Raw genomic sequence first — 25,960 nt, forward strand, 5'->3', positions numbered from 1 at the left:
GTTAATCGAGATGTTTTTTGAACCAAAGTATAGATGAGATAGTTGAAATAAAGCGGTTATTTTATTCTTTACAAGAAAAATGCGGGGTGTGTCTGTAAACACATGCAACATGAATTTTAGGCAAAAAAAAAGAATGTACTCAGTACATTCTTTTTTATAACAATTAATTGTAATGTTGGTTATATCTTACAAGCGCCACCGGCACAGCCATCGTCTTCAATTACTTTTTCATCATCTGCACCATCACGAGTGTTATGGTAATAAAGTGTTTTAAGACCCATTTTGTATGCCATTAATAAATCTTTAAGCAATGTCGTCATCGGCACTTTACCATCATCAAAACGTTTAGGATCATAGTTGGTATTCGCTGAAATCGCTTGATCAACGAACTTTTGCATAATACCCACCAACTCTAAGTAACCTTGGTTATTAGGAATACTCCATAACAGTTCATAGTTTGCTTTGTATTTTTCAAACTCAGGAACGACCTGTTTTAAAATGCCATCTTTACTGGCTTTGATACTGATGAAACCACGTGGTGGTTCAATACCGTTGGTTGCATTAGATATCTGGCTTGATGTTTCAGAAGGCATTAATGCTGATAATGTTGAGTTACGTAAACCATCTTTAACGATATCTGCACGTAACGTTTCCCAATCTAGGTGATAGGCTTCATCACAAATTGAATCTAGCGATTTTTTATAAGTATCTAATGGCAAAATACCTTTTGCGTAATTAGTTTCATTAAACAATGGGCAAGCGCCACGCTCTTTGGCTAACTTATTTGATGCTTTCAATAGGTAGAACTGAATCGCTTCAAAAGTTTTATGTGTTAGGTTGTTTGCACTGCCATCTGAATATCTAACACCATTTTTTGCTAGGTAGTAAGCATAGTTAATCACGCCTATACCTAACGTACGGCGGTTCATGCTGCTTTTCTCTGCTGCTAAAATTGGGTAGTCTTGATAATCTAATAAGTTATCTAAAGCGCGTACTGCTAGCTCTGATAGCTCTTCAATTTCATCTAATGACTCAATCGCGCCTAAGTTGATAGCAGACAACGTACATAACGCAATTTCTCCTTCTTCATCTTTAATATGACTTAACGGTTTAGTCGGCAACGCGATTTCTAAACATAAGTTACTCTGACGAACTGGTGCTACTTTACTATCAAACGGACTGTGTGTATTACAATGGTCGACATTTTGAATGTAAATACGACCTGTACTTGCACGCTCTTGCATCAGTAGTGAAAATAATTGCACTGACGGAATCGAAGTTTGACGAATTGACTCATCACTTTCATAGAGATGATACAAACGTTCAAACTCATCTTGGTCTTCAAAGAAAGCATCGTATAGTCCCGGTGTATCAGACGGGCTAAATAAAGTGATATCTTTTTTATCGATTAAGCGTTGATAGAATAAACGACCCAGTTGTACACCATAATCAAGGTGACGAACACGGTTTGAATCGATGCCGCGGTTATTTTTAAGTACTAATAATGATTCAACTTCTAAATGCCAAATAGGGTAGAAGACAGTTGCTGCACCACCACGAACGCCACCTTGAGAACAAGATTTAACCGCCGTTTGGAAGTGTTTGTAAAATGGAATACACCCTGTGTGGAAAGCTTCACCACCGCGAATGGTACTCCCCATTGCACGAATACGACCTGCATTGATACCAATACCCGCACGTTGCGATACATATTTTACAATGGCGCTTGAGGTCGCGTTGATAGAGTCTAAGCTGTCATCAGCTTCAATAAGCACACATGAGCTAAATTGACGTGTTGGTGTTCGCACACCAGACATAATAGGTGTCGGTAATGATATTTTAAATTGAGATGTTGCATCGTAAAAACGTTTTACATAGTCTAAACGTACATCTTTATCGTAATCAGCAAATAAACAAGCAGATACCATCAGGTATAAAAACTGTGCACTCTCATAAATTTCACCGGTAACACGGTTTTGAATGAGGTATTTACCTTCTAGCTGCTTTACGGCTGCATAAGAGAAGTTCAAGTCACGATCATGGTCGATAAACTTGTCCATTTCTTCAAATTCTTGTTTGGTGTAATCGGCTAATAGATGCTCATCGTATTTGCCTTTTGATACCATTTTACTGACATGTTCAAACACACTTGGTGGTGTGAAACGACGGTAAGCACGTTTACGTAAATGAAATACCGCTAAATGAGCTGCTAAGTATTGGTAGTCTGGCGACTCTTCAGAGATTAAGTCTGCTGCGGCTTTGATAATAGTTTCATGGATATCATCGGTGCGAATACCATCGTAAAACTGGATATGTGAATTTAACTCTACCTGTGAAACAGAAACATTACTTAGCCCTTCAGCCGCCCAGGTGATCACGCGGTGAATTTTTTCAAGATCAATGCTTTCTCTCTTTCCGTTTCGTTTGGTCACAGATAGGTTTTTATTCATTTTTTTACCTTTTGTCGAAGAACAAAATAATTACTTTAGCGATTACAAGCAGTTATTTCTTATAGTGTTGATTGTTCATTTAAAACACAAGATGTAGTGTTGGTTCTAAGGAAGAGGCACAAGATAAAGCTTTTTGAAAAATTTTCAAGGGATAACTATCATTAAATTAGTGGATAAAATTGTGGACAAATTGGCATGATTTATATCTGTTAGTAGTTACTAACAAAATGCTGTAAGTGAGGTCTGTTTTATGCAAATTGCAATAACTATTTTGCTTTTTTTTTATATGTAAAATTGTGTTTTATACGAGCAATAATTTTTTAAAATTTATTTTTTAATGTCTCAAATTTACAATTTAATGCCATATCGTACTATTGATACAGCCTATCAATGTAACGCTGAGATGTTGCAATTCCGATAGCTTTAATGCCTCCTCTTATTTCATCACGATATTAATGAGCGTATCTATGGCTAATCTTCGTCAATCTTGCTTCTTCTGAGTACAATATTATTGCTGATTTCGACGCAGCATATATTTTAGAGCAAAAAGGTGAAGTGATCTTTACTAAAGGCTTTTGTGTGAGAGATGAAACCGACTACGAGAAAGGAGATTATGATTCTTTTAATAGTTTAAATGAATGCACCTCTCAAGTATTAGAGAAGCATTTAATCTTAACGTTACATGAGTTTTTCAAAGACGCAACGATGCATGTAAAAGGTTAAGCCCTAAAGCGATATAATGAATACTGATATTGGCTTTTATTTCAACTTACCTATTGATAAAAGAGTGCTTATCACTCTTTTATCAATGCTCTACATAAACCTTACCTGATAGCATGCGGCTTAACCATTAATTGCGCTTATTGTTGTTTAGCAAAGATGATCCTCTGGCATTTTAATTCCCTCTGCCGATTCTATAAACTTTCCCTTAGATGCTAGAAACTCAATCAATTGATCTGCGCTTAAGTCGCTCCCCATGCAAGTATGAAAAAGCGCATTCTCACCAAAAATATTAGCAATTTCTGCTTTTAACGTTTGTTTAGTATAAGTTTTTTTTGATTCTGCCATCATTTCCATGACCTGATGACCGTGTATAGATTGGTTCATGTTTAATCTTCGCTCCGATTTTTTGCCAAATATCCGCTGAGAGTTTAAGTTTTCTACTTAAAACTAATCAATTTAGCCGCTGTAGTGGATGAGTTAACTTCGACACACTATATCCAAACCAAATACTTAGGTATTGATACAAAACAAGTTGTGTCTATAAGTAAAATGTCAGTAATAGATTTAGATATTTTGAAGGTTTTACGAGCACATATCAGTTGATAAACAGTGGATGTGGCTTTCTTCGCTGGGGCTTGGATATTAGTAGAGTTTGCTTGAAGATTTTTTAGCGGGATTATTCTTGAAGATAAGATCAAGTAATATTTAAAAAACGCCACTTACAGCAAGTGGCGTTTGATATTGTTAAAGGTAAATCTTATACAGTTTCTTTAAATGCTTTATTGCCATTAAAGATCTCTTTATCAAGCTCACCTTCACTTTTAGCAACTAATAATGAAACCATCATATCGCCACAAATATTAACAGTAGTACGCGCCATATCAAGAATACGGTCGATACCTGCAACAATCGCTAACCCTTCCAGTGGAAGGCCAACAGTTGTTAATACTAATGAAAGCATGATCAGACCTGCACCAGGGACACCTGCAGTACCTACTGACGCTAATGTAGCCGTTAGTATGATCGTAATGTAGTCAGAAGCTGCAAGGTCAATGCCAAATGCTTGTGCGATAAATAGAGCACAAACCCCTTGATATAAAGCAGTTCCATCCATGTTGATGGTTGCACCAAGTGGTAGCACAAAGCTTGCTACACCCTTAGAAACGCCTAGCTCTTCACGCGACGCTTTAATAGTGGCTGGCAGAGTGCCTGAGCTACTTGTAGTCGTAAATGCAACAGCAGCAGGGTTCATTAAACTTTTTAAATAACGAACAGGGTTTAAGCGACCCAAAATAGCGATTACACCGCTGTAAAATATAACTACGTGAATTAATGCACCTAAATAAACCACAGCAATTACTTTGACTAAAGGTAGCAACACGTCCGCGCCGTATTTACCTGAAACCCAAGCCATTAGGCCAAATACACCATAAGGTGCAAGCTTCATCACTAACTCAGTTAGTTTATACATAGCTTCTGCAAGGCTTTCAAAAAGCTTAATAGCAGGGTCTGCTTTTTCACCAATCAATGCCAAAGAAATACCTAGGCCAATTGCAAACACGATAATTTGTAAAATGTTACCGGCTGCAAGTGCACCGACTGGGTTTTTAGGAATCATATTAAGCAATGTTTGCACTAGAGTTGGTGCATTAGGTATTGCTGTGTCTGCAGATACTGCAATCATTTCTAATCCTGCACCGGGTGTAAAAATGGTAGCAAGCCCAAGACCAATAGTAATTGCAAAAGCTGTGGTTCCTAAATAAAGCACAATTGCTTTAAGTCCAATTCTGCCCATTTTTTTGGTATCTTGCATTGATGTGATGCCGACAATAAGCGAGAAAAAAACCAATGGGACAATAAGCATTTTAATAGCATTAATGAAGAGTGTACCTAATGGTTTAAGAATTTCAGCACTAGGCCCCATTAAAGTACCAACCATCACACCAAGAAGCATTCCTATCAGGATTTTTTTCCATAGTTCCAGGCGTGACCATACTCCACCTGATTGAGCTGAGTTATTTTTGTTGTTCATAACAAGTCCATAAAGTCGTTAAAAGTGATAAAAAATGAATTTTTAATAATATAAATTGCTGAGGGAGCACATCATAATCACTTGATTAGTTAATTGATATAGATTGGTTTTTATTTTATTTGTGAAATTAATATCTGTTTTTAAGGCCATCGGAGCAGAAAGCCTTGCTATTTTAAGTATTTATTATTTTTTCAAAGAGGTGAGAGGTGCTTAGTTTTATTCGACTTTGATTGAGCGAGATCAAAACTGTAGATCTTAAAAACGTTGGTGTAAAAGAAGAAAAAACCGCCAACGTTCATTGAATGGGTTACCTATATAGCGTCATTATTTTAATATTAATTGACGAACTTGGTCTGCGCTTAATGGCCTTACTAAGCGGTCAACTTCTTTACCATCGCGAAGTAATATTAATGTTGGCCAAAGCTTTACCTTGAACGCTCGTCCCAACTTCTTACCTTTACCGTCATATACTTTGATATGAGGCAGCACTGACTGTGCAGTTAAGGAATGCTCTGTTAGAGCCTGTTGTATTGCCCCTGCTGCTGCTTGGCAGTGAGCACACCAAGGCGCACCAAATTCTATAATTGCATCTCCCGTTAACTCGCTAATTTCTTCAAATGTAACGGTTTCTTCTTGGTAATCAGGGGCAAAGCCCGTTTCATTAATGTTCATGTCATTTATTCCTTTTTACAGTACAAACCTGTTAGAACTAACTTAATAAAGATTATGACTCTGGTAGGGAAGGGCTGATATCCGTTACCAATCAATGTTGAATGATAACGGGTATATAAGGCGTACTAGGTAGAAAAATCGCCTTGTATTTGTGCGTTGCCCATTTTATTTGTGAGCAATAGGCTTATCAGTGAAAAGGTAGTCTTTTAATTCTTTGTCAAAGGTGGGATCTTGTCGTCTTATCCACTCAAGCACCATCGCTGCGTGCTCTTTTTCTTCATCTCTATTATGTGCAAGTATTGCCTTTAATTCTTCATTTTTACAGGCATCGACTCGCTGGTTATACCAATCCACAGCTTCAAGTTCTTCCATCAGAGAAGTAATAGCTCGGTGCATATCTCTGGTTTCATTTGATAGTTCATCTATTGGTTCGTGATAGCCTTCATTTGACATTTTTATCTCCTCAATAATTGATGTGATGATTGTAATGTATACCCAGGTTGTAATATTTTTAAATTTCAGCCTGCTTGTTACAATAAAAATACAATAAATTACATTGAGTTGAGGTTCAATAGATTCTTGTATTTTCAATGCAATAAGTGGTGCTGTAGCAAACTTTATTGAGAGTGATTGAACATTCCACTTTTTTTGTTCGAAAGATCAGTCTTTTTAAAAAGATAAATTCAGTCTTGATGTGCTTTACCTGTTTTAGTCTTGAATAATCGGCACTAAATAGTTTGACCCAAGTTGACGCATTTGTCGTTCAATCCAAGTCACTCTCTGACTAAGTTCGGCACTTAAATATCGAGGATCTCGTGTTTGTGGGCTAGGTAGTAACACTGCTAATTGTGCCGCTTGATTATTGGTGAGGTAACGAGCTGATTTTTTAAAATAATGTTGGCTGGCAGCTTCAACACCATAAATCCCTTTACCAAATTCAGCGATGTTCAAATACACTTCTAAAATACGTTTTTTACCCCAAATTGCCTCGAGGCTAATCGCTAAACCTGCCTCTAACCCTTTACGGATAAAGCTTCGACCCGACCATAGGAAAATGTTCTTTGCCGTTTGTTGTGTGATAGTACTTGCACCACGCAGCCCATCACCATCACCGTATTGTTCAACGGCTTTAATTATCGCATTAAAATCAACACCATAATGCAGCGGAAAGCGTTGGTCTTCAGACGCGACCACGGCCAAAGAGATCGATGGAGGCAGTTTATCAATACTTATCCATGTTTTTGCCACCGGGTAAGGGCTTTGCATCATAAACGCAGTCGTTGGCAAAGGCACAAAACGAAATGCTAATAAGATCAAAGTCATAACCAATAATAAACGCCATAGAACGAACCATACTTTTTTCAAAAAACTCAATTTACGCTTTGCCATGGAGTATCTCTAATTGGGGTCAACGAGGCCGTTAAGATAATTACCTCGAAAAAATATTGATGATTAATCTCAATTCGCTCGTTTGTAATGACAACAAACAGAGCCATATAATGCCATATTTTAAGTTTTTTATCTGTAACATAAAATACTTAAGAAACCGCAATACACTTCATTACAGACACTTTTATTATCGAGCCTTTGTGGTTCATCGTCTTTGCTCTTCAAAGACGAAAGCAACCACGAAGCGCTGCGCTTCACGAAGGACACGAAGAAAAATCTAAAAGCTAAGCAGTTTATCTTTTGACCTAACCTTCTTTTAACTTCGTGCCTTCGTGGTTAATCGCTTTTGACCTGTTCTTTTATCAACGTAGTCACTTTGTGGTTAATGGTTTTGCTTTTAAAAGATCAAAGCAACCACGAAGCGCTACGCTTCAGCAAGGACACGAAGAAAAATTTAAAAGCTAAGCAGTTTATCTTTTGACCTAACCTTCTGTTAACTTCGTGCCTTCGTGGTTAATCGCTTTTGACCTTATCTTTTATCAACTTAGTGACTTCATGGTTAATCACTTTGATTTTATCTTTTTTCAACTCAGTGACTTCGTGGTTAATCGCTTTTGAACTGATCTTTTCTCAACTCGGTAACTTATTGTTTTAAAAGACTAGTTAATAAAAAAAGGCCTTGGTTTTAATACCAAGGCCTTTCCTAAATTATTTAAAACTTCACATCTCAATTACTCATTAAGATTTTTTATTCTTTTGTGAAACGCTGTCTAAATATCCCATCACAAAAGCAGAAAGTACAAATGTTAAGTGGATGATCACAAACCACATCAACTTATCATTGGCAATGTTTTGCGCATCCATAAACACACGCAATAGGTGAATTGATGAAATAGCAACAATCGCTGCTGCAACTTTATTTTTCAGAGAGCCTGAATCGATAGTCCCTAACCAAGCAAGTTTCTCTTTATTTTCATCAATATCTAATTTAGAAACGAAGTTTTCATAGCCTGCAAACATTACCATCACAAGTAATCCGCCTACTAATGTCATATCAATGAGTGATAACAATAATAAAATAAGGTCATTTTCAGTGACACTCAAAATATTAGGCAATAAATGAAATAATTCCTGAAAAAACTTGATTGTTAAAGCCAATAAGCCCAATGATAATCCCGCATATATAGGGGCCAATAGCCAGCGAGAAGAGTAGATAAGGTTTTCAATAAAACGTTCCATAAAGCTCAACTTAGTAAAGTAAAAAAGATGACAATATATACACCTATTGAAAAGATGCAATCATAAAAGTAGTTAGATATAGCAATAATTGAATAGGAAAAAAGCTTCTTTGAATCGTCAATGATAAGTGATTTGTTGTTGATTAAACCGTGAAAATTTAATGGGTGATATTGTTACTTTAGTCCTGAGCGGGTGAGGAGATAGTTGTAAAGTAGAGAAGCCAGGGTAAAATTTAATATCGAGGATTGCTTTCATGACTTTTAATTCTACAGCGGCGCTTATGACGCTTTATTAATGTTTATAAAGCGTCATTATTCTGTGTTGAATAACCCCTAGATCACTGACGGAAGCTTGATATTAAAGCTGGAATACCTGGTAACATTCCTACTGCGGCCATCACCGTTGTTAACACCACAAACATAACGCCCGGTATAATCCAGCGATTCATCTTACTCAATTCAGAACTACGTTCTTTACAGCCAATTAAACCAAGGTTATCCAGTAACATTGTAATTGACCAACCAAAAGCAGGGTTCACTAATGCAGAAGCAAATACAACAATGGCTGCTGATTGAGTTGTTTTGCCTTCGCGTGTCATCTCCATTCCAGCTTCAAGTAATGGAATAAAAACCCCTACGATTAATGCAACACATAATACCGGCTGCCATATGGCTAAATCCATTGGATACCCCCATATTGCTGCTATCACACAGAACAGTGCAGTTAATAAAGCGCCAGCAGGAATAGGGCGCTTAGCAATAGCGGCTGGTATTAAATAAGTCCCCCATGATGAAGTGAAGTTGGCGCCTCCTAAAAGAGAACCAAACACTTGACGAATTGACGCTGTTGACATCGTATCATCTATATTCATTTGTACTTTTTCAGTGCGTTCAGGGTAACTGATTTTCTGAAATACTTGATGACCTAGGAAATCTGGTGACCACATCGCCACCGCTAAAATAGCAAAAGGCAAAACAACAACAAAACTTTCTATTGTAGGCATACCTAACATCCACCCAGTATTTTCACCCCACCAATACATTGGATTCAGGTTAGGTAAACCAGGACTTGTCATAAATTCAAAAGGTGCGCCCATAGCAAAAGCCAGCGAACCACCTAACAAACAACTCAATGGGACGGCTAACCAACGTTTTCGCCAATGTTCAAGTAACGCGTACAATATAATTGTGCTAATAATGACCACAAAAGGGATGTGCGACATGCCAATGTCGTCTCCCCAGGAAAGCAATTTTTTAACTTGTGAAATAGTGCCTACAAAACCGAGATACAGTAGTAACCCACCACAAACCCCTTTACTGGTCAGGTTAGCTAATCGACTTCCTCCTTTACTAATGGCCAAAATCAAACCAAACGCACCAATCAATAACCCAAATGCCATTGGGTGGCCACCTGCGGCAACGACGATAGGAATAAGCGGAATGAGCGGACCATGAGTGCCCGCTAAGTTAGCTGTGGGGAGCAAAAAACCGGGAAAAAGAACAATAAAAATGGAAACAATTAATAGCTCATAGCGTACGTTTTCTAAAATAAAGCCTTCATCAAGACCCAATGGTCCTGCAAAAGTGGCTGCTATTGCCCCGACCATCACTATTTTACCAATTGTTGCTGCCATCGCAGGTATGGTGTCTTCTATCTCAAATCGGTAGTCTTTGAAGGGAAAATTGGGTCGCCAACGTTTAGGCGCCATTATTTGTAACTCGTGTTCTAAGTATTCTTCTCGTGTATCAAAATCTGAACTTGGCTTATGCTTTTGCGCATAACTCAGTTGCTCTATATTTTTTTGTGATGTTGGATCTTGTTCAGGTGTGGCGTTAGAAGCATTGTGCATTATCAGTCCCTATGGTCACTATTAAAAAATAACTAAGAATTTCAATGGCGTAAACTAACTCAAGGTGATACTTATTACTAACAACGATATACAAGCATTAGCACTAGCTCATGTTTTTAATTAATTTATCATTATCTTTTTAATACTATTTTTTGATTAGATAGCTTGTAAAGTTAATTACTTAGAGGGATGAATTTTAATTTAGAGCCAGTTATTTCAGGGAAATAACAACAGAGGAGGTGACTTACAATGAATAAATTTCTAATGAATAAACTTATTTACAAAGAATGATTAGATTAACAGCGTATGTTTGTTTATCTAATCATACAAGTTTATAGATGCGCATACTTTTTTGCTTTTATTTATTTAATATTTGTTCATCTTAAATATTAAATTCTTTTTAACCGCTGCCCACTCAATGTTGATGATGGAAAACACAACCGTATCTCTGTATGCGCCATCGGGCATTTTTTGATGATTCCTTAATATACCGTCCTGCTTTGCGCCCAAACGAGCAATCGCTGCACGTGATTGTTGATTGTGCCAATGCGTTCTAAACTCTACGGCAATGACATCAAGGACTTCGAATGCATGCTGTAATAACATGAGTTTACACTCGCTATTTATTGATGAACGTTGGTCGCTTTTTGAATACCAAGTGTAACCTATCTCGAGACGACGATTTACAGGATCTGCATTGCAAAAGCGCGTTGAACCGATGATTTTTCCACTATGCTTAGCAACGATAACAAAGGGTAACGCGATCCCTTTCTCCTGTTGCTCTAAGGCTGTGGAAATATAATCATCAATAGTTGCTGAAGAGGGAACTGAAGTAAACCAGAGTTCCCAAAGGTTGCCATCTGATGCTGCCTCGACCAAAGCACAAGCATGCTCACGACGTAATGGAATTAACGTTACGGAGTGAGATGCCAACTCGATTTCTTTTAAAAACATGTTTTATCCTTATGTTTTACCCTTGGTGCTTAGTGAAATGAGTAAGATTATTTGTAACTACTCAGGCCGTCGCTATTTAAGCCTATTTCTTCGTTGAAAAATGCTCATTTAAACCACTAAACTGCGCTTTTTCGCCTTGAACTAAGCATAAATAGCTTAGCCCTGAGCATTTACGTTTTTATTTTGGTAAAAAGCACTCAGTTTTAATGAGTGCTGAGTAGTTACGATTATTTAACGTCTATATTAAGTGGTTTTACCTTCTTTCACCTGTGGCAACCAAATTAGATCCGTTACACCACAATCCTTACCACATTGATTTAATAATGTGCTTAGTTGACCTCGATGGTGTGTTTGATGGTTGAAAAAATGTGTAACTGCAAACCAATATTCGTATTGTCTAGGTTCGGGGTTAACAATACTTGTGTAAAGCAATTGTCCCGATAATACCTCATCGGTGAGTGAGTTTATCCACGCTAAAATTGTTTCGTCGGTTTCTTTTCGTGCAAGCGCTAACTGGTTGAAATCTTGATAGAGCTCCTGATCAAGTCCATCTATTGAGAAGGGGGTGCCTAAGAATCGACCAAGCCAAAGTTTATCAGTCAGTAATAGATGATTAAGCGTGCCATGGATTGATTTAAAAAATGCACCTTTATCACTGCGCCTCTCGGCATCAGTTAGCTCTGCACAAACTGAATAAATTCGTTCATTCATCCATTGGTTATATCGCGCCATATCTTTAGCTTGTTTCAGATGCATCTTCGTTCCTGTTATAAAATGGGGATAAAATGTCGATTTAACACGTTATATTTTCGTCTTTACACCTAGAGAGAAAGTAGACAAAAAGAGCTAGCCCATGACGAGTTATAAGCTGTTTTAAGGTATTAATCTTAGGATCCCTTTTCCATCAATACCCACATAAATATACCCATCACTACCTTGAATCACATTTCTGACTCTACCAATACCATCTAGCAACTTAGTTTGTTTGACAATGCTTTTGTTGTTTATTTCTAGTAACACTAAATGTCCAAACTTCATTGAACCAAGTAATATTTTACCTTGCCATTGAGGGTATTTATTACTGCTAATATAAGCCATACCAGACGGTGCAATTGAAGGATCCCAGTACAGCTTAGGTTGCTCCATCCCTTTTTTTTCAGTGATGTCAGTATAATTAGTACCAATATAATTAACGCCATAACCGATAACGGGCCAACCATAATTTTTACCAGACTCAATCAAGTTAACTTCATCGCCGCCTCTTGGGCCATGTTCATGTGACCACACTTGGTTGCGTGAAGGCAGCGTAATTAACCCCTGTGGATTTCTATGTCCATAGGAAAAAATTGCTTTTATAACATTAGCTTGTTGATAAAAAGGGTTGGAGGTTGGGATACTACCATCAAGATTTAATCGATAAATTTTACCGCCATCCAATGATAAGTTTTGAGGATTTTTATCACGTTGCCCACGGTCACCCATTGAAAAGTAAATAAACTCATCAGTAATAGCAATGCGGCTACCGTAATGCTGGCGCTTATTTGAATCACCTGTACCAAGGTATAAATTTTTTTGCTCAATTAACTGATTATTTTTAGTATCTAACTTAGCACGCATTAAAGCTGTATTGCTTCCTGTCGCATTTTTACTGGAATAGGTGAAAAAGATAAGCTGATTTTTTGCAAAGTCAGGATGTAATGCAATATCAAGTAAACCACCTTGCCCATTGTTATGTATTTTCGGCAAGCCCGTTATTTTAATTGAAGGTTCTCCTTCAGTTAATAACCATAATGTTCCTGAACGTTCCGTTGCTAATATTTTTCCATTAGGCAACTGAACCATTCCCCAAGGAATTTTAATATCAGACCATATTGTTTCTGTTTTGTACGGGGTTTTATCTTCAATGAGGGGAAGTGGTTGCATAGCCTGTGTTGAAGTGGCTATCAGGCTGAGATAAATGAACAGTAGTTGATGCCAATATTTCATATTTGCTCCTTTGTAGATGGGAGTAAGCGGTCGTTCAAATTTAGCTGTATGCTGGTGGTTGAATTTTAGTCACTTTACTATACGAATCTAAGAAGAAGTTTACAAGATTGGTTTTAAAAGTCCGAAAGGTTTGTGCGTCTCGCACTTTTACTGGTATTTACTCAATGTGATTGACTTGGCTTATTTATAGAGTGTAAAACAATCATAAAGTTACTACAAAATAACTACAAAACATTCCCAGTTGAATCAAATTAATCCTTAAAAATTTATAAGATGAAACTAAACATGTAATGCTAAATGGAGTCGGTATGAGCAGATTATTTACCAATAATAAAGAAACCTTAGTCCACGATGCAATTGATGGCATATTGTATAGCAACAAACATAATAACCTAGCTCGTCTAGATGTTGACCCAAGGATCCGTATTGTCACTCGAAGTGACTGGCAGCAAGATAGAGTGGCAATTATCAGCGGTGGTGGATCTGGACATGAGCCAGCACATGCAGGTTTTATCGGTAAAGGAATGTTGACTGCTGCGGTATGTGGCGATGTATTTGCTTCACCAAGCGTGGATGCCGTACTCAATGCCATTGTGCACGTGACCGGAGAAAAGGGATGTTTAGTCATTGTTAAAAACTACACCGGCGATCGCCTAAACTTTGGCCTAGCATGTGAAAAAGCCAAGAAAATGGGGCTGAATGTAGAAATGGTGATTGTTGCGGATGATATATCTATTCCAGATAATCTCAGGCCTCGTGGTATCGCTGGTACTATATTTGTTCATAAAGTGGCTGGTTATTTTGCCGAGCAGGGGAATGACTTATCTGCAGTAAAAGAGGCTGCACAAGCCGCTATTGATGGCACTGCCAGTATAGGTGTGGCTTTAAGCAGTTGCTCACTGATTGGTGAAGAAAGTAGCCAACGTATTACTGAAGGTAAAGCTGAATTAGGCTTAGGCATTCACGGTGAGCCAGGAATAACGACGATTAATATGACATCTTGCTCTGATGTTGTTGCCATCATGGTCAAAAAATTAAAAGCTACGCTATCTTCGAGTAATACTAAAATTGCTCTGATGATAAACAACCTTGGCGGTGTTTCACCATTAGAAATGAGCTTGATCACAAAAGATATCCTCGAATCAGCGCTAAAGGATAATATCCAATTAATCTTAGGCCCAGCAGCAATGATGACTGCGATTGATATGAAAGGCTTTTCAATCTCCTATTTGGAATTAAATAAACGCCATTCAGAAGCGCTATTAGCACCAGTACAAACAGATGCTTGGATACAACCCGTCGAATTACGTCAATTACAAGTAATAAAAAAAGACAAAGCATCTATTAATGTCGCTTTCACTGCATCAGAAAATGCGCAAGTCGCTGAGGTAATAAGCAAAATAACATCAACCTTACTGGCAGCAGAGAAAGAATTAAATCATCTTGACTCATTAGTGGGAGATGGTGATACCGGCTCAACATTTGCCGCGGGTGCAGCTCAAATAAAAGCCGAACTGCAAGCAAATAACCTTCCCTTGAATGATATCGGGGCTTTATTAAATGTGATTAGTGAACAACTTTCGACGGCTATGGGAGGATCTTCTGGTGTACTGCTTTCCATTTTCTTCTCCGCGGCAGGTAACGACTACACTAAAAATAGAAACCTAGTGAGCGCGTTACAAGCGGGTTTAAAACAGATGATGGAATACGGCGGTGCCAAACAGGGCGATTGCACCATGATTGATGCTATGTATCCTGCTTTTGAAGCATGGGCAAAAGACGGGCTTATTGAAGCAATTGAAGCTGCAAGGCTTGGTGCTGAAAGCACTTCGACTATGATTGAAGCGAAAGCGGGGCGTTCATCTTATTTAAACAGTGATAGTTTGAAAGGCGTTAAAGACCCAGGTTCTCTGGCGATTGAGCGAGTATTTTCTGTATTTAAAGAATAAGCCTAACTTATCTTTAATCACACATAGTTAAGGATAGCTGTGGCCTGTGCGGCGCTATCCTTATTTATAAAATCACCTCGTTTCAACCAATACCAACTCCGCTAATTAACTGATTAATCTTACTGGTTAAAAGAAACTATTTTCGCGTTAAAAGTTTTGTAAAGGGAATGAACATTTACAGCAACTTTTATCATAAACTCGCCCCTTTTTTCCTGCGTAATTTTTAATTTAAGATAAGCATGAGCGGATTAAATGAGCCTAAGGAGTTACCTTTAGCGGCATAATCATTTTCTCTTTATTTCGGAGTAAGAGCCAATATACAAAAATGAATGCAGGTATATTCATTAAAAGTCCATACATCAAAGGGATCGTTGCTAGTGCAGGTTGATGCATGATGGTAAATGCAATCATCATCGCGGTGCCTGCATTTTGAACACCCACTTCTATTGCAATAGTTTTTCTATCGGTTTCATTAACATTAAACTTGCCAGCAATAAAATAGGCAATGATTAACGCTAAACCACACATGGTAACAACAGCTGCGCCATGCAAAGAAAGCATCGCAGGAATGATATTTAAGTTAGTCAAAACAAGCGCGCTAACCACTAATAACATAGCAATAGTTGACCCTTTTTTAATTAAAGGGAGCACAGACTGCGACCATTGATCGGCAAAATAACGAATACACATACCAATAATAGTCGGTAATAAGGTGACTAAGGCGAGCTGTTTCATTGCTGGTAATAAAGGCAAGTTAAAATGTTGGCTATCTAGGCTACCGCTGTAATGGATAAAACCAATAAAGGCGATCGGGAGAATAAATGGCGATAACATACTGACGACACTGGTTAAGCAAACACTTAAGGCAAGGTTACCTTTAGCAATAAATGAAAATAAGTTTGATGTCGCCCCACCGGGGCATAATGCTAATAAAAAAAGTCCGGCAGCCGCTGTCTGATTAAGGGCAAAAGCTTTAATAATAAATAGCGCTAATATCGGTAGTAAAAGTAATTGTAATAAAAAACCAATAATGGCGACTTTAGGAGACCTTAATACCGCTTTAAAATCTTTTATTTGTAAGCTTAATCCCATCCCTAACATTACAATACCCAATACAATAGGTAACATCACTTGAGTAACAGCTTGCGCGATAATTGGTGCCATAAATACCCTTAGTTTAGGATCGACTTGATGGCATTAATATTACTGGGTGTTATGGTTTATCGTTTTGATATGGCGCATTCTTTATCGTTTTTCTAAAGTGTATCTGCACACTTTAACTCATGTTCTGAGTATCTTATTAAGCACGTATAGGTTGTTCAATACTAAATTTTGTATTTTTCTTTTTGAAACCCCAGGCTTTTTCATGAAAGAAATAAGCAAAAGAGTTGATCGTTGGTTCAATAGTTGCCATTAGTCCGCCTAAGAAAGCGTCGCCGGTTAAAAGGTAAGTGACAATGAATGCAACGTTAAAGTGAATAACTGCAAAACTCACTGTTTTGACCTTTGTCATCGATTCTCTCTTTTTAAGGAACGGTGTATGTAGCCAGATTTTTTCATGGAAATAAAAGGCGACAGTATTAACTGCTGGTTCGATAATCGCGATCAAACTTCCTAATAAAAAATCGCCTGTTAAAGCAAAAGCAACTAAGGTTGCGATGCTGAAATGGATCACTGCAAAAGTCATTGTTTTAATCATTGTGTATCCCTCATAGTATGCTTTCTTTTTCTTTGTTGATATTATTGATAATCATTATCATTTAGTCAAGGTGGAAATGCCTATTTTATTGATAGGTATTATTTATAGGTGCTATTGATAGGTTTTATTGTGGCTTCATTTTTTAATAGGAGTGTTGTTATATTTTGGATTAACTAGCTGAATTTTTTACATGATTTATGTTGGCTGGTTAGATGATAAGTTACGTTTGTTGACTGTATAAATAGTCGTATACGGCTACTTGCAAAGAGTTGATATTGTTAGTCTTAATTAATGGATGTTCAGCACTTGCTGTATATACAAATCAAACAGACCCAAGCAACGTAGAAGAGCTAAGCAAAAAAATAAACTATCAATGATCGTTTAACGAGACAGTTGTAATTAACACTGAACTCTCCAAAATAACGCGGTAAGATAGTAAGCATTAATATTTATCTCTATGAACCTTGGTATAAAACACTATGACAAATCGACTGCCTGAGAAAAACAACTCGACTATACCTCCCGCATCAACGCCTACTATCGCTACGTTAGGCGAGCTTGCTAAGTTGGCAAACTATTCGCTTATGGATACGCTGAACTGTGATCCTGATGCGACGGAAAACGGCGTTGACTATGCGCCACGACAAGTCTTCTCGGGTCATTATGTTCCGGTTAACCCAACACCGATTAAAGACCCTGAGTATGTTGCGCACAGTAACACTTTTTTTAGCGAACTTGGCCTAGCTGACACGATGGCTGAATCTGCTGATTTCATTAGCATGTTCTCCGGTGATATTTCTCAGGTTCCTGAACCGATGCGCAAGGTCGGTTGGGCGACGGGATATGCACTTTCTATTTATGGTGTTGAATACACTCATCAATGCCCGTTCCAAACGGGCAACGGGTATGGGGATGGTCGCGCCATTTCTGTGCTTGAGGCGGTTATTAATGGTCAACGTTGGGAAATGCAGTTAAAAGGCGGTGGTCGCACTCCTTATTGTCGTGGTGCCGACGGACGTGCCGTTTTACGATCGAGCATTCGTGAGTTCTTGGCTCAAGAGCATATGCATGCACTTGGCGTATCTACATCACGGTCGTTGAGTTTGTACGTTTCCAAAACAGAAACGGTCAAGCGTGCTTGGTATTCAGAAGGCTCTCGCTCGGAAAACCCTGACATGATGTTCTCTGAAGCCGTGGCTATTTCGACACGCGTTGCACCGTCATTTATTCGCATCGGTCAACTTGAACTATTCGCTCGCCGTACCCGTGAAGATGGTCAATATTATGAACAGTTGGATGATCAGCTTCATGCGATGCAGGAACTCGAAAAAATGGTGTTGCATTTGATCGATCGTGAGTACGCAGAGGTTGTCGATAGCCAGCTCTCCATGCCAGAAAAAGTATTGCTGTTGGCGCGTGAGTTTCGTGAACGCCTGACGTCACTGATAGCAAATTGGATCCGTGTTGGCTTCTGCCAAGGTAACTTTAACAGTGATAACTGCGCCGCTGGTGGTTTTACACTTGATTATGGCCCCTTTGGATTTTGCGATGTGTTTAACCCGTACTATCAACCTTGGACAGGGGGCGGTAATCACTATTCGTTCATGAACCAACCCAAAGCAGCGCAAAGTAACTTCGAGATGTTTTGTTCGGCGTTACGACCTTTACTGGCATCAGATCAAAGCTATTTGCTAGCACTGGATGAGATTCAGCGTGAATTCTCGACAATCATGCACTCAAAAATGCAAGCCATGTGGGCTGCCAAGTTGGGACTTAGCACGTTAAACACCGCTTCACACAAGGCATTACTTAACGAGCTACACATGCTGATGATGCAAACGCCTGTCGATTATACTATTTTCTTTCGAGAGTTATCGTCGATACCCAAGGACATTCGTCCACTGAAAAAAAGCTTTTATAATACCGCAAGTAATGCAAGCGAGTCAGACACCCAGCAGACAGATACGCGTTGGGTAGAGTGGTTCGTAAAATGGAAAACACTGCTCAATAGTGACTGTGATGCAAATGCGATTGCGCCTAGAACCCTTGAACAGGTATCTAGTCAGATGAGATTGGTTAACCCCAAATATATTTTACGAGAGTGGTTAGTTAAGCCTGCTTATCAGCAAGCAACAGTTGGTGATTACGCTTTAATTCGAGAGTTGCAAGAGGTGATGAATCAGCCATATGCAGAGCAGTCGCAGCAAGTGGAAGATAAATACTACCGATTGAAACCGCTTGAGTTCTTTAAAGTAGGGGGTATATCGCATCTTAGTTGTTCGTCGTAAACCTTGGGTTTATAGTAAAATCTGACCTGCAAACCTTGTTGTAGGTTGGGGGATTTAGGGGTGGGGCGAGCTACTGCGCTAACTCGTCTGCGCTTGTCTAGTCACTTGGATGTTAATTAGTTTTGGGTTTCGCCCTGTCGGCGACCAAGCCCGGTTTATTAACGAATCATTGCTCAAATATCTTTTTTATTTCGTGCGAGTTGGCAATTAATCATAAATTACTTTAAGTAATAATCATTTCTAACTTACACTAAGTAGGTATTTAGGTATTTAGGTATTTAGGTATTTAGTTATTTAGCCACTAATAAAATGAGAATGATATGCCTATTTCAAATGATGTACTCACGCGTAATAACGTCAAAGTGATTGGCACTGGGTCTAAAACTTTAATGCTGGCACATGGTTTTGGTTGCGATCAAAATATGTGGCGCTTTATCACGCCAGTGCTGGAAAAAAAGTTTAAAATCGTGCTCTTTGATTATGTGGGGTCTGGTAGTTCTGATCTCTCTCAATATGATAAAGAACGCTATAGCGGCCTTGAGGGTTACGCAAAGGACATCATCGAAATAGGTGAAGCATTACAACTCTCAGATGCTATTTTTATTGGGCACTCCGTTAGCAGTATTATTGGCACCCTTGCGAGTATAGAAGTACCCACACTTTTTTCAAAAATGATCATGATTTGTCCATCTCCCTGTTTTTTAAACTTTCCTCCTGATTATTTAGGTGGGTTTGAAAAACAAGATTTGCTCGAGTTATTGAATTTGATGGATAAAAACTATATTGGATGGGCGAATTATTTAGCGCCGTTAGTCATGGGTGATAATAATCCAAGTGAACTTACTGGCGAGCTTTCTAGTAGTTTCTGCTCCACAGACCCTGTTGTTGCAAAAGGGTTTGCTAAAGCGACTTTCCTATCTGATTATCGACATATATTAAAAGACATTAAACAACCCACATTAATATTTCAAAGTAAAAACGATTCATTAGCTTCCCCTGAAATAGGGAGGTTTATCAATGAAAATATAACCGGCAGTGAACTTGAAGTTGTAGAAGCTGATGGGCATTGTTTACATATGACTCACCCCGAGCAAATCACAAATTCTATCTTTGAATATTTAAATAAATAATGAAAGATAAGCAAACCACTTTAGACTCAGCTATCTCGACCTATACCTTAAATAACTTGCCCAACGGTGTTTTTATAACCGATGTTTCAAAAGAGATTGTTTATTGTAATGATTATTTTTCGACAGAATTGGAGTGGGAACCCAATGCGCTGATTGGAAAAAGTGCAGACATTATTTTTACGCTGGCTTCTAAGGTTTTTTACCAAACTTATTTAATTCCAACACTCTTACACGAAAAAATTTGTGAAGAGATGCAGTTAACCATGATCAATGGAAAAGGTATTCGTATTCCAATTACGGTTAACGTAAAAAGTGATAACGCCGGCCTTATCTACTGGAGTTTCTTTAACGCAACAAAACGAGATAAGTTGTACGAAGAGTTAATTCAAGCAAGAGAAACACTCGAGCAACAAGCGGAGCAATTAAAACTACTTGCATCAACAGATGAATTAACGACTTTATTAAATAGAAGAGAAATGAAGTACAGAAGTACTCTAGCAATTGAACTTGCTGTAAGGTCTCACCATTCCGTTGCGTTAATACAACTTGATATTGACCATTTTAAGAAAGTAAATGATGTATACGGACATCCCGAAGGTGATCGTGTGCTAAAGGAACTAGGGATTCGATTAAAAGAATTTTCACGAAAAACAGATTTAGTTTCTCGCTTTGGTGGTGAAGAGTTTTTGATTCTATTGAACGATACAAATCAACAAGATGCGATACTGTTTTGCCAGCGCTTACACCAATTAATAGGAGAAGTTAAAGCTGGTGAAAATTATATTAAAGCCAGTATAGGGCTCACGATCAGTACTCCGGATAGCATATTCAAAACACTATATGCTGAAGTTGATGCTGCATTATATAAAGCCAAAGAATCCGGTCGAAACAAAACAGAACTTTACAACAGAACTGGTATAAAAAATCTTAATAGCATGCTGTAACTCGCTAATAAGGCATACCTCATCGTTTTCTTAAAATTAATCGTTTATAGGTGTTTAGCTCTTGTAATTTTTCAGAAAAACACAACGGTGAAATGGATGCTGCCACATTGAGCATCGACTTTATTTATTAGTAAATCGCTTTGCTTAGGCAATGCATAGGCAAAAGGCATGACCAGGCCTCATTGGTTTTTGAGTAAGGTTCTATTTTTTAGCTTAAAGGCAAAAGACAAGGCTTTGCTTCATTGGTTTTTTCTCGAGATTCTTATATATTAATAAATAAAATTAACAAGCAAGACTCAAGGATTAATAGTGAAATTAACGTGTCCAAGTTGTAAAGAAAAAATTAACCCTAAAGATATTAAAAATATAAATAAAAATAGTATCTATGTAGAAAAACAATGCCCCGGTTGTAACACTTGGTTTAGCTTAAATAAGCGATTAACCATAATAAAAACACTTGGAATATCATTATTGTTAATAACCAGTTTATTAAATATTTTTGGTATTAAGAGTGAATATAGTGTTGTATTTTCAGGCATCGGTTTTGTAGGCGTTTTGGTAGCACTGTTGATTACCTTTTTAGGTAAAAATGAAAAAGTAGATAAACCAAGTAATTAAAAGAAACAGAAAATTAAATTGAGTAAAAATTTATTGTAACTACTTGATGTTGCTTGTTTCAATGATTGGGTGTCCAGCACTTTTACTTTTTGCACAGCTCTTTTTGCAGCACTTTTTGAGGTTGGAAAACGAAGCTGGAAATATCAAACTGACCCGACGAGCTACTACCAAAAAACACCAATGCAAGCGATGCATTCCCACGGGGACCATGGGAACGAGAAATACTAAGCCCCAAAAAATGAAAACTTCAACTACCTACTAATCAAGATCAAATCGCGATTTATAAAGCGCTTGAAGCGTATCAGAGCGATCTTTGTAATCAATAACATCACCAACAATAATGCTTGCTGTTAGATCTCTATCAGTATTTTGTAATGAAGATTCTAAGGCTTCATTGGCGTTCGTTTCTATATAAACAGGTAATATGGGTAACCTGTTTTTCATTGCAATAATTTGTGCGCCTTCTTTGAACTCTGCTAAGGTCTCCGCTGTTTTGTTACGCGTGCCTTCTGCAAATACGCAAATAGAATAACCACTCTTGACTCTTTTCTTTATTTCTGTGAAAAAGCCATTCATTGTTTTAGCTTCTCTATCCAGTAATACAGTCCCTGCATTTCTGGTAAACATGCCAAAAAAGAATGAGTTATAAAGCTCTTTTTTAGCTACCCATAAACCGTTAATACCCGTTTTTTTTAGCGCCATTTCGACAATCAAAGGGTCAATAATACTGCGGTGATTTGAGACTATAAGGTAGGGTTGTCCCTTATTGATTTTATCTGCGCCTTCAACGTTGATGCTTATTTTTAAGTGCGATAATAGTGTTTCTGCATACTCTAAACGTAGTTTTGTGACGTCATTGGCACTGTGCTCACCTCTTAATTTAAAACCAAATTTATTAGTTAAATAAAGTGCGTAGAGAGCTGTTTTGATACGGTGTAGTGTCAATTGAATTCCTATTGCTTAATCGTATTAAAATGGTGGCATCATACATGAGATGAGGATCTAATGTTTAATTGAGGTGTTTAATGAAAGATGGAGCGAAATGAGCTCTATTTGGCACTTTTAATTAACTCACTTTTAATTAACTCACTTTTAATTAACTAACTTTTAAACTGACTCGACGAGCGCAGATGAGCGAATAAAAAGATTAACAATAAAGTGCTGGATGGATCGTAATGTAAAATTGCGGAAATGAAAATTGCGGACACCCATCCATTTGAATAATTACAATGCTTAAACTATCTTTTAGAAATGCTCATTTCTGCATCTAGGAGGTAGTTTGTTATGACTCAATCTCGCCAATCCCAAGTGTCGTTATCTGATACCCCTTATTACCATTGTATTTCTCGCTGTGTTCGACGAGCTTATCTGTGTGGAGAAGATAAATACACGGAAAAGTCATTTGAACATAGACGGCAGTGGGTTGTTGAACGCATGCATTATCTAGCCTTTCTGTTTAATATCGATATTTGCGCCTACGCTATCATGTCTAACCACTATCACCTTGTGTTACATATCGACGAAGCGCTTAACGAAAGCTTAAGTCATGAAGAAGTTTGTGAGCGCTGGTGTCAGCTTTATTCAAAACCTATACTCGTTGAGCGTTGGCAATCCAAACAAACAACCTCTGAGGCTGAAAACAAAGCTGCATTAGCTATTATCGAAGGATGGAGAGGAAGATTAGTGGATATTTCATGGTTTATGCGCTGTTTAAATGAATTCATTGCGCGTAAAGCCAATAAAGAAGATGACTGTACAGGCCGGTTTTGGGAAGGACGATTTAAATCCCAAGCATTATTAGATGAAGATGCATTGTTAACTTGCATGGCTTATGTTGATTTGAATCCAGTGCGAGCAAAAATGACTATCAGTGTAGAAACGTCAGAATACACATCTGTTTACGAACGCCTGTTACCTTGCAAAAAAGTTGGTGTTGCCCAACAGCAAGAAAAGCCACTAGAATATACTTTTACTAAAAAGCCCTTATTTGGCTTTGTGGGTGATGAGAGCCAACATAATAATGAAAACAACATTCCAGGTATCCCATTTTCATTATTAGATTATATTGAGTTAGTTGATTGGAGTGGGCGAATAATAAGGGAAGATAAACGAGGTGCTATTTCAAATCAACGACCTAGGTTATTATCAATGCTTGGTTTAGATGATGATACTTGGTTATCACTAGCGAGTAATTTTGGTAAAGATTATCACGGAGCAGTGGGGTCGTTAGAAGCATTAGCAGCTTATGCAAGCAACACTGGTAAACGCTGGATAGCGAGTAAGAATCAATTACGACTGCATTAACCAGTACATTTTTCTATTCACAACATAATAAACTCGTCTATTAGCTACCGCTAAAGTTTTTCATATTTGAAAAAGCCATTATTTGTCTCAAACGCCCTCAAATTTATATATTTCACGATTAAAGAAACTATTTTCGTAATTACTTTTATTTTTGACTAATGAAAATAGCTTTGTTTTTGGTTGTTTAAATTAATGGATGTCCGCGTTTTTTTATCCGCGTTTTTTTCGCGTTTTTATTTTATTATAACTATCTGATATTGCTTGTTTCAATGTATGTTCAGCGCTTTACTTTTCCGTATTTTCTATTCTATAGAGTACATTGACTAACTAATATTTAGATTGTAGTATCAGTTGAATAGATATTCTTTAAACATCATATCAAGTCATATTTTGAAAAATATACTAATTAATTTTTATAATTTCTAACGTGTTTACTTTTAAATCAAGCTATAAGTGAAATGAGATGATACATAAAGGTCCGGCATCAGACGAAACATTCGCTATTGTTGTTATTGGGGACGATTTTTTTAGTGGCGATCTAAGCTTTAAAAGAATAGTCGAAGAGAAAGTCTTCCCTGATGAATTTATTGAGACTATAAATATAGAGTTATTAACTCCTTTACAAATTGTTGTTTCTACCTCTGGGATGCTACTTGATATAAATCCAGAAAGAATAACAATTACAACTTCTGATGCTTCTCAGAAGTACCCACTAAGAGATTATTGCTTTAATTTATTAAGTGCATTTTCTCTAGAAAATAAAATACAACAGATTGGATTTAATTTTACTCGTCGAATTTATTGTCATGATCAAAAAGAATGGCATAGAGTGGGGCACAAAGTGATGCCAAAAACGATATGGGAAAAAATTTATGAAGGTGGATCCGATAAAGTTAATTTTGGTTTACATGGCTATGCAGTTAAAATAGATGATCCAAAAAGAAAATACTCTGGGTATTGTCAAATAAGAGTTTCTCCAATGAAGGATAATTCATTGGAGGTTTTAGTTAATGAGCACTTAGAATATAAAAAAATACTCGATGAAGATAAGTTTGATAGCATATTTAATACTGAATGGGACTTTACTTTACGAGCGTCAATTGCATTAATGGACAAATTTGAAGGAGAGGTATAATGCTCCAAATAAATTCAAAAGTTGAAAGTAATCAAACCGTAAGTTCTACGGGTAGCCTTTATGGTGACTTAGATGATCTTTCAATACAAAGAAAAACTAACTACCACAATAGGATGGGTGATTTAAACTTATATGAGCGTGATGATAATTTACCCTTTAAAGAAAAAAATAGAACGAATTTCAGAGGTGCTAATTCACCTTTTAAAAATACAGATTTAACCAAAAATACAGATTTAACTAAAAATATAGTCGTAGGTAATGCTGCAGATAAGTTCAAAGTTATTGCTGAATGGAATGGGTTTGTATCAGAAATTCATGATTCTTATTTTATTACTGTAGTAAAAGATATGAATAATGATTCTTTACAAGAAGAAATAGCAGAATTTGAAATGGAAGACCTTTCTAACGAGCAAACCGAAAAACTATCAGTAGGATTGTCATTCTATTGGACTATTGGTTATAAGACGATTAATAAAACAAAGTATAAAACATCAAAAATCGCATTTAGACATTTGATGCCGCTATCTAAGCCGATGTTTAAACTAGCTGAAAAAGAAGCTAGTGAGTTAGATGATTTTTTTGCGCAATTTGATAAGTGA

General features: G+C 37.4%; 23 protein-coding genes. 9 read left to right on the plus strand and 14 right to left on the minus strand.

Going from position 1 to position 25,960, the window contains the following annotated elements:
- Positions 1-179: 179 nt before the first annotated feature.
- A complete protein-coding gene (gene nrdA / locus H592_RS0116450) occupies positions 180-2,450 on the minus strand; it encodes a class 1a ribonucleoside-diphosphate reductase subunit alpha (RefSeq protein WP_028869724.1) in 2,271 nt (756 codons plus the stop codon).
- A gap of 579 nt (positions 2,451-3,029) precedes the next feature.
- Here nrdA and H592_RS24270 point away from each other — a divergent pair.
- Positions 3,030-3,173: a hypothetical protein gene (locus tag H592_RS24270; RefSeq protein WP_169727669.1), complete on the plus strand. Its 144-nt coding sequence runs from the start codon at positions 3,030-3,032 to the stop codon at positions 3,171-3,173.
- A gap of 147 nt (positions 3,174-3,320) precedes the next feature.
- On the opposite strand, the gene H592_RS0116460 is transcribed toward H592_RS24270, so the two are convergent.
- The 10 genes from H592_RS0116460 to H592_RS0116505 form a co-directional block, all read right to left on the minus strand.
- Entirely contained in the window at positions 3,321-3,557 is a 237-nt protein-coding gene (locus H592_RS0116460; protein WP_028869725.1) for a YecH family metal-binding protein, read from the minus strand.
- A 373-nt stretch (positions 3,558-3,930) separates the two neighbouring features.
- On the minus strand, positions 3,931-5,205 hold the full coding sequence (locus tag H592_RS0116465; protein WP_028869726.1) for a dicarboxylate/amino acid:cation symporter: 1,275 nt from the start codon (positions 5,203-5,205) through the stop codon (positions 3,931-3,933).
- A 324-nt stretch (positions 5,206-5,529) separates the two neighbouring features.
- Positions 5,530-5,877, minus strand: coding sequence for a thioredoxin family protein (locus tag H592_RS0116470; protein ID WP_028869727.1), 348 nt, complete (start codon positions 5,875-5,877; stop codon positions 5,530-5,532).
- 165 nt (positions 5,878-6,042) lie between these two features.
- On the minus strand, positions 6,043-6,330 hold the full coding sequence (locus H592_RS0116475; protein WP_028869728.1) for an encapsulin-associated ferritin-like protein: 288 nt from the start codon (positions 6,328-6,330) through the stop codon (positions 6,043-6,045).
- A 255-nt stretch (positions 6,331-6,585) separates the two neighbouring features.
- Positions 6,586-7,266 (minus strand): monofunctional biosynthetic peptidoglycan transglycosylase, encoded by a 681-nt coding sequence (gene mtgA, locus H592_RS0116480; protein ID WP_028869729.1) that lies wholly within the window; start codon positions 7,264-7,266, stop codon positions 6,586-6,588.
- 738 nt (positions 7,267-8,004) lie between these two features.
- Positions 8,005-8,505 carry a TIGR00645 family protein gene (locus tag H592_RS0116485; RefSeq protein WP_028869730.1) on the minus strand — a complete coding sequence of 167 codons (501 nt, stop codon included), beginning with the start codon at positions 8,503-8,505 and terminating at the stop codon, positions 8,005-8,007.
- A gap of 337 nt (positions 8,506-8,842) precedes the next feature.
- On the minus strand, positions 8,843-10,354 hold the full coding sequence (locus H592_RS0116490) for a DUF3360 family protein (protein ID WP_028869731.1): 1,512 nt from the start codon (positions 10,352-10,354) through the stop codon (positions 8,843-8,845).
- 366 nt (positions 10,355-10,720) lie between these two features.
- Positions 10,721-11,308 carry a GNAT family N-acetyltransferase gene (locus H592_RS0116495; RefSeq protein WP_028869732.1) on the minus strand — a complete coding sequence of 196 codons (588 nt, stop codon included), beginning with the start codon at positions 11,306-11,308 and terminating at the stop codon, positions 10,721-10,723.
- Between the two features lie 243 nt (positions 11,309-11,551).
- On the minus strand, positions 11,552-12,064 hold the full coding sequence (locus tag H592_RS0116500; protein WP_028869733.1) for a DinB family protein: 513 nt from the start codon (positions 12,062-12,064) through the stop codon (positions 11,552-11,554).
- Positions 12,065-12,181: 117 nt separating this feature from the next.
- On the minus strand, positions 12,182-13,294 hold the full coding sequence (locus tag H592_RS0116505; protein ID WP_028869734.1) for a PQQ-dependent sugar dehydrogenase: 1,113 nt from the start codon (positions 13,292-13,294) through the stop codon (positions 12,182-12,184).
- Positions 13,295-13,602: 308 nt separating this feature from the next.
- Here H592_RS0116505 and H592_RS0116510 point away from each other — a divergent pair, with 308 nt between their 5' ends.
- Positions 13,603-15,243 carry a dihydroxyacetone kinase subunit DhaK gene (locus H592_RS0116510; RefSeq protein WP_028869735.1) on the plus strand — a complete coding sequence of 547 codons (1,641 nt, stop codon included), beginning with the start codon at positions 13,603-13,605 and terminating at the stop codon, positions 15,241-15,243.
- A 258-nt stretch (positions 15,244-15,501) separates the two neighbouring features.
- Here the strand turns inward: H592_RS0116510 and H592_RS0116515 are convergent, their stop codons facing one another.
- Complete coding sequence (locus H592_RS0116515; RefSeq protein ID WP_051369222.1) at positions 15,502-16,407, minus strand: bile acid:sodium symporter family protein; 906 nt, start codon at positions 16,405-16,407, stop codon at positions 15,502-15,504.
- 136 nt (positions 16,408-16,543) lie between these two features.
- Entirely contained in the window at positions 16,544-16,942 is a 399-nt protein-coding gene (locus H592_RS24955) for a DUF2061 domain-containing protein (RefSeq protein ID WP_028869737.1), read from the minus strand.
- 479 nt (positions 16,943-17,421) lie between these two features.
- On the opposite strand from H592_RS24955, the gene H592_RS0116525 reads away from it, so the two are divergent.
- The 4 genes from H592_RS0116525 to H592_RS0116540 all read left to right on the plus strand — a co-directional run bounded on the left by H592_RS0116525 (position 17,422) and on the right by H592_RS0116540 (position 21,922).
- Entirely contained in the window at positions 17,422-19,230 is a 1,809-nt protein-coding gene (locus H592_RS0116525; RefSeq protein WP_028869738.1) for a protein adenylyltransferase SelO, read from the plus strand.
- Between the two features lie 320 nt (positions 19,231-19,550).
- Entirely contained in the window at positions 19,551-20,360 is an 810-nt protein-coding gene (locus tag H592_RS0116530) for an alpha/beta fold hydrolase (protein WP_028869739.1), read from the plus strand.
- Positions 20,360-21,304, plus strand: coding sequence for a sensor domain-containing diguanylate cyclase (locus H592_RS0116535; RefSeq protein WP_028869740.1), 945 nt, complete (start codon positions 20,360-20,362; stop codon positions 21,302-21,304). Before H592_RS0116530 ends, H592_RS0116535 begins: the two co-directional genes overlap by 1 nt.
- A gap of 309 nt (positions 21,305-21,613) precedes the next feature.
- Positions 21,614-21,922, plus strand: coding sequence for a hypothetical protein (locus H592_RS0116540; RefSeq protein WP_028869741.1), 309 nt, complete (start codon positions 21,614-21,616; stop codon positions 21,920-21,922).
- A 258-nt stretch (positions 21,923-22,180) separates the two neighbouring features.
- Here H592_RS0116540 and H592_RS0116545 read toward each other — a convergent pair whose 3' ends face one another.
- Entirely contained in the window at positions 22,181-22,867 is a 687-nt protein-coding gene (locus tag H592_RS0116545; RefSeq protein ID WP_028869742.1) for a lysophospholipid acyltransferase family protein, read from the minus strand.
- Positions 22,868-23,206: 339 nt separating this feature from the next.
- On the opposite strand from H592_RS0116545, the gene H592_RS0116550 reads away from it, so the two are divergent.
- The 3 genes from H592_RS0116550 (at position 23,207) to H592_RS0116560 (ending at position 25,960) form a co-directional block, all read left to right on the plus strand.
- Positions 23,207-24,226, plus strand: a complete 1,020-nt coding sequence (locus H592_RS0116550; RefSeq protein WP_028869743.1) for a transposase — start codon at positions 23,207-23,209, stop codon at positions 24,224-24,226.
- Between the two features lie 463 nt (positions 24,227-24,689).
- Positions 24,690-25,361 carry a hypothetical protein gene (locus H592_RS0116555; RefSeq protein WP_028869744.1) on the plus strand — a complete coding sequence of 224 codons (672 nt, stop codon included), beginning with the start codon at positions 24,690-24,692 and terminating at the stop codon, positions 25,359-25,361.
- The gene (locus tag H592_RS0116560; RefSeq protein WP_028869745.1) at positions 25,361-25,960 is read left to right on the plus strand and encodes a hypothetical protein; all 600 of its coding nucleotides are present in this window, start codon (positions 25,361-25,363) and stop codon (positions 25,958-25,960) included. Before H592_RS0116555 ends, H592_RS0116560 begins: the two co-directional genes overlap by 1 nt.

Origin of the sequence: Psychromonas arctica DSM 14288, assembly GCF_000482725.1 — a bacterium.
Classification (GTDB): Bacteria; Pseudomonadota; Gammaproteobacteria; order Enterobacterales; family Psychromonadaceae; genus Psychromonas; species Psychromonas arctica.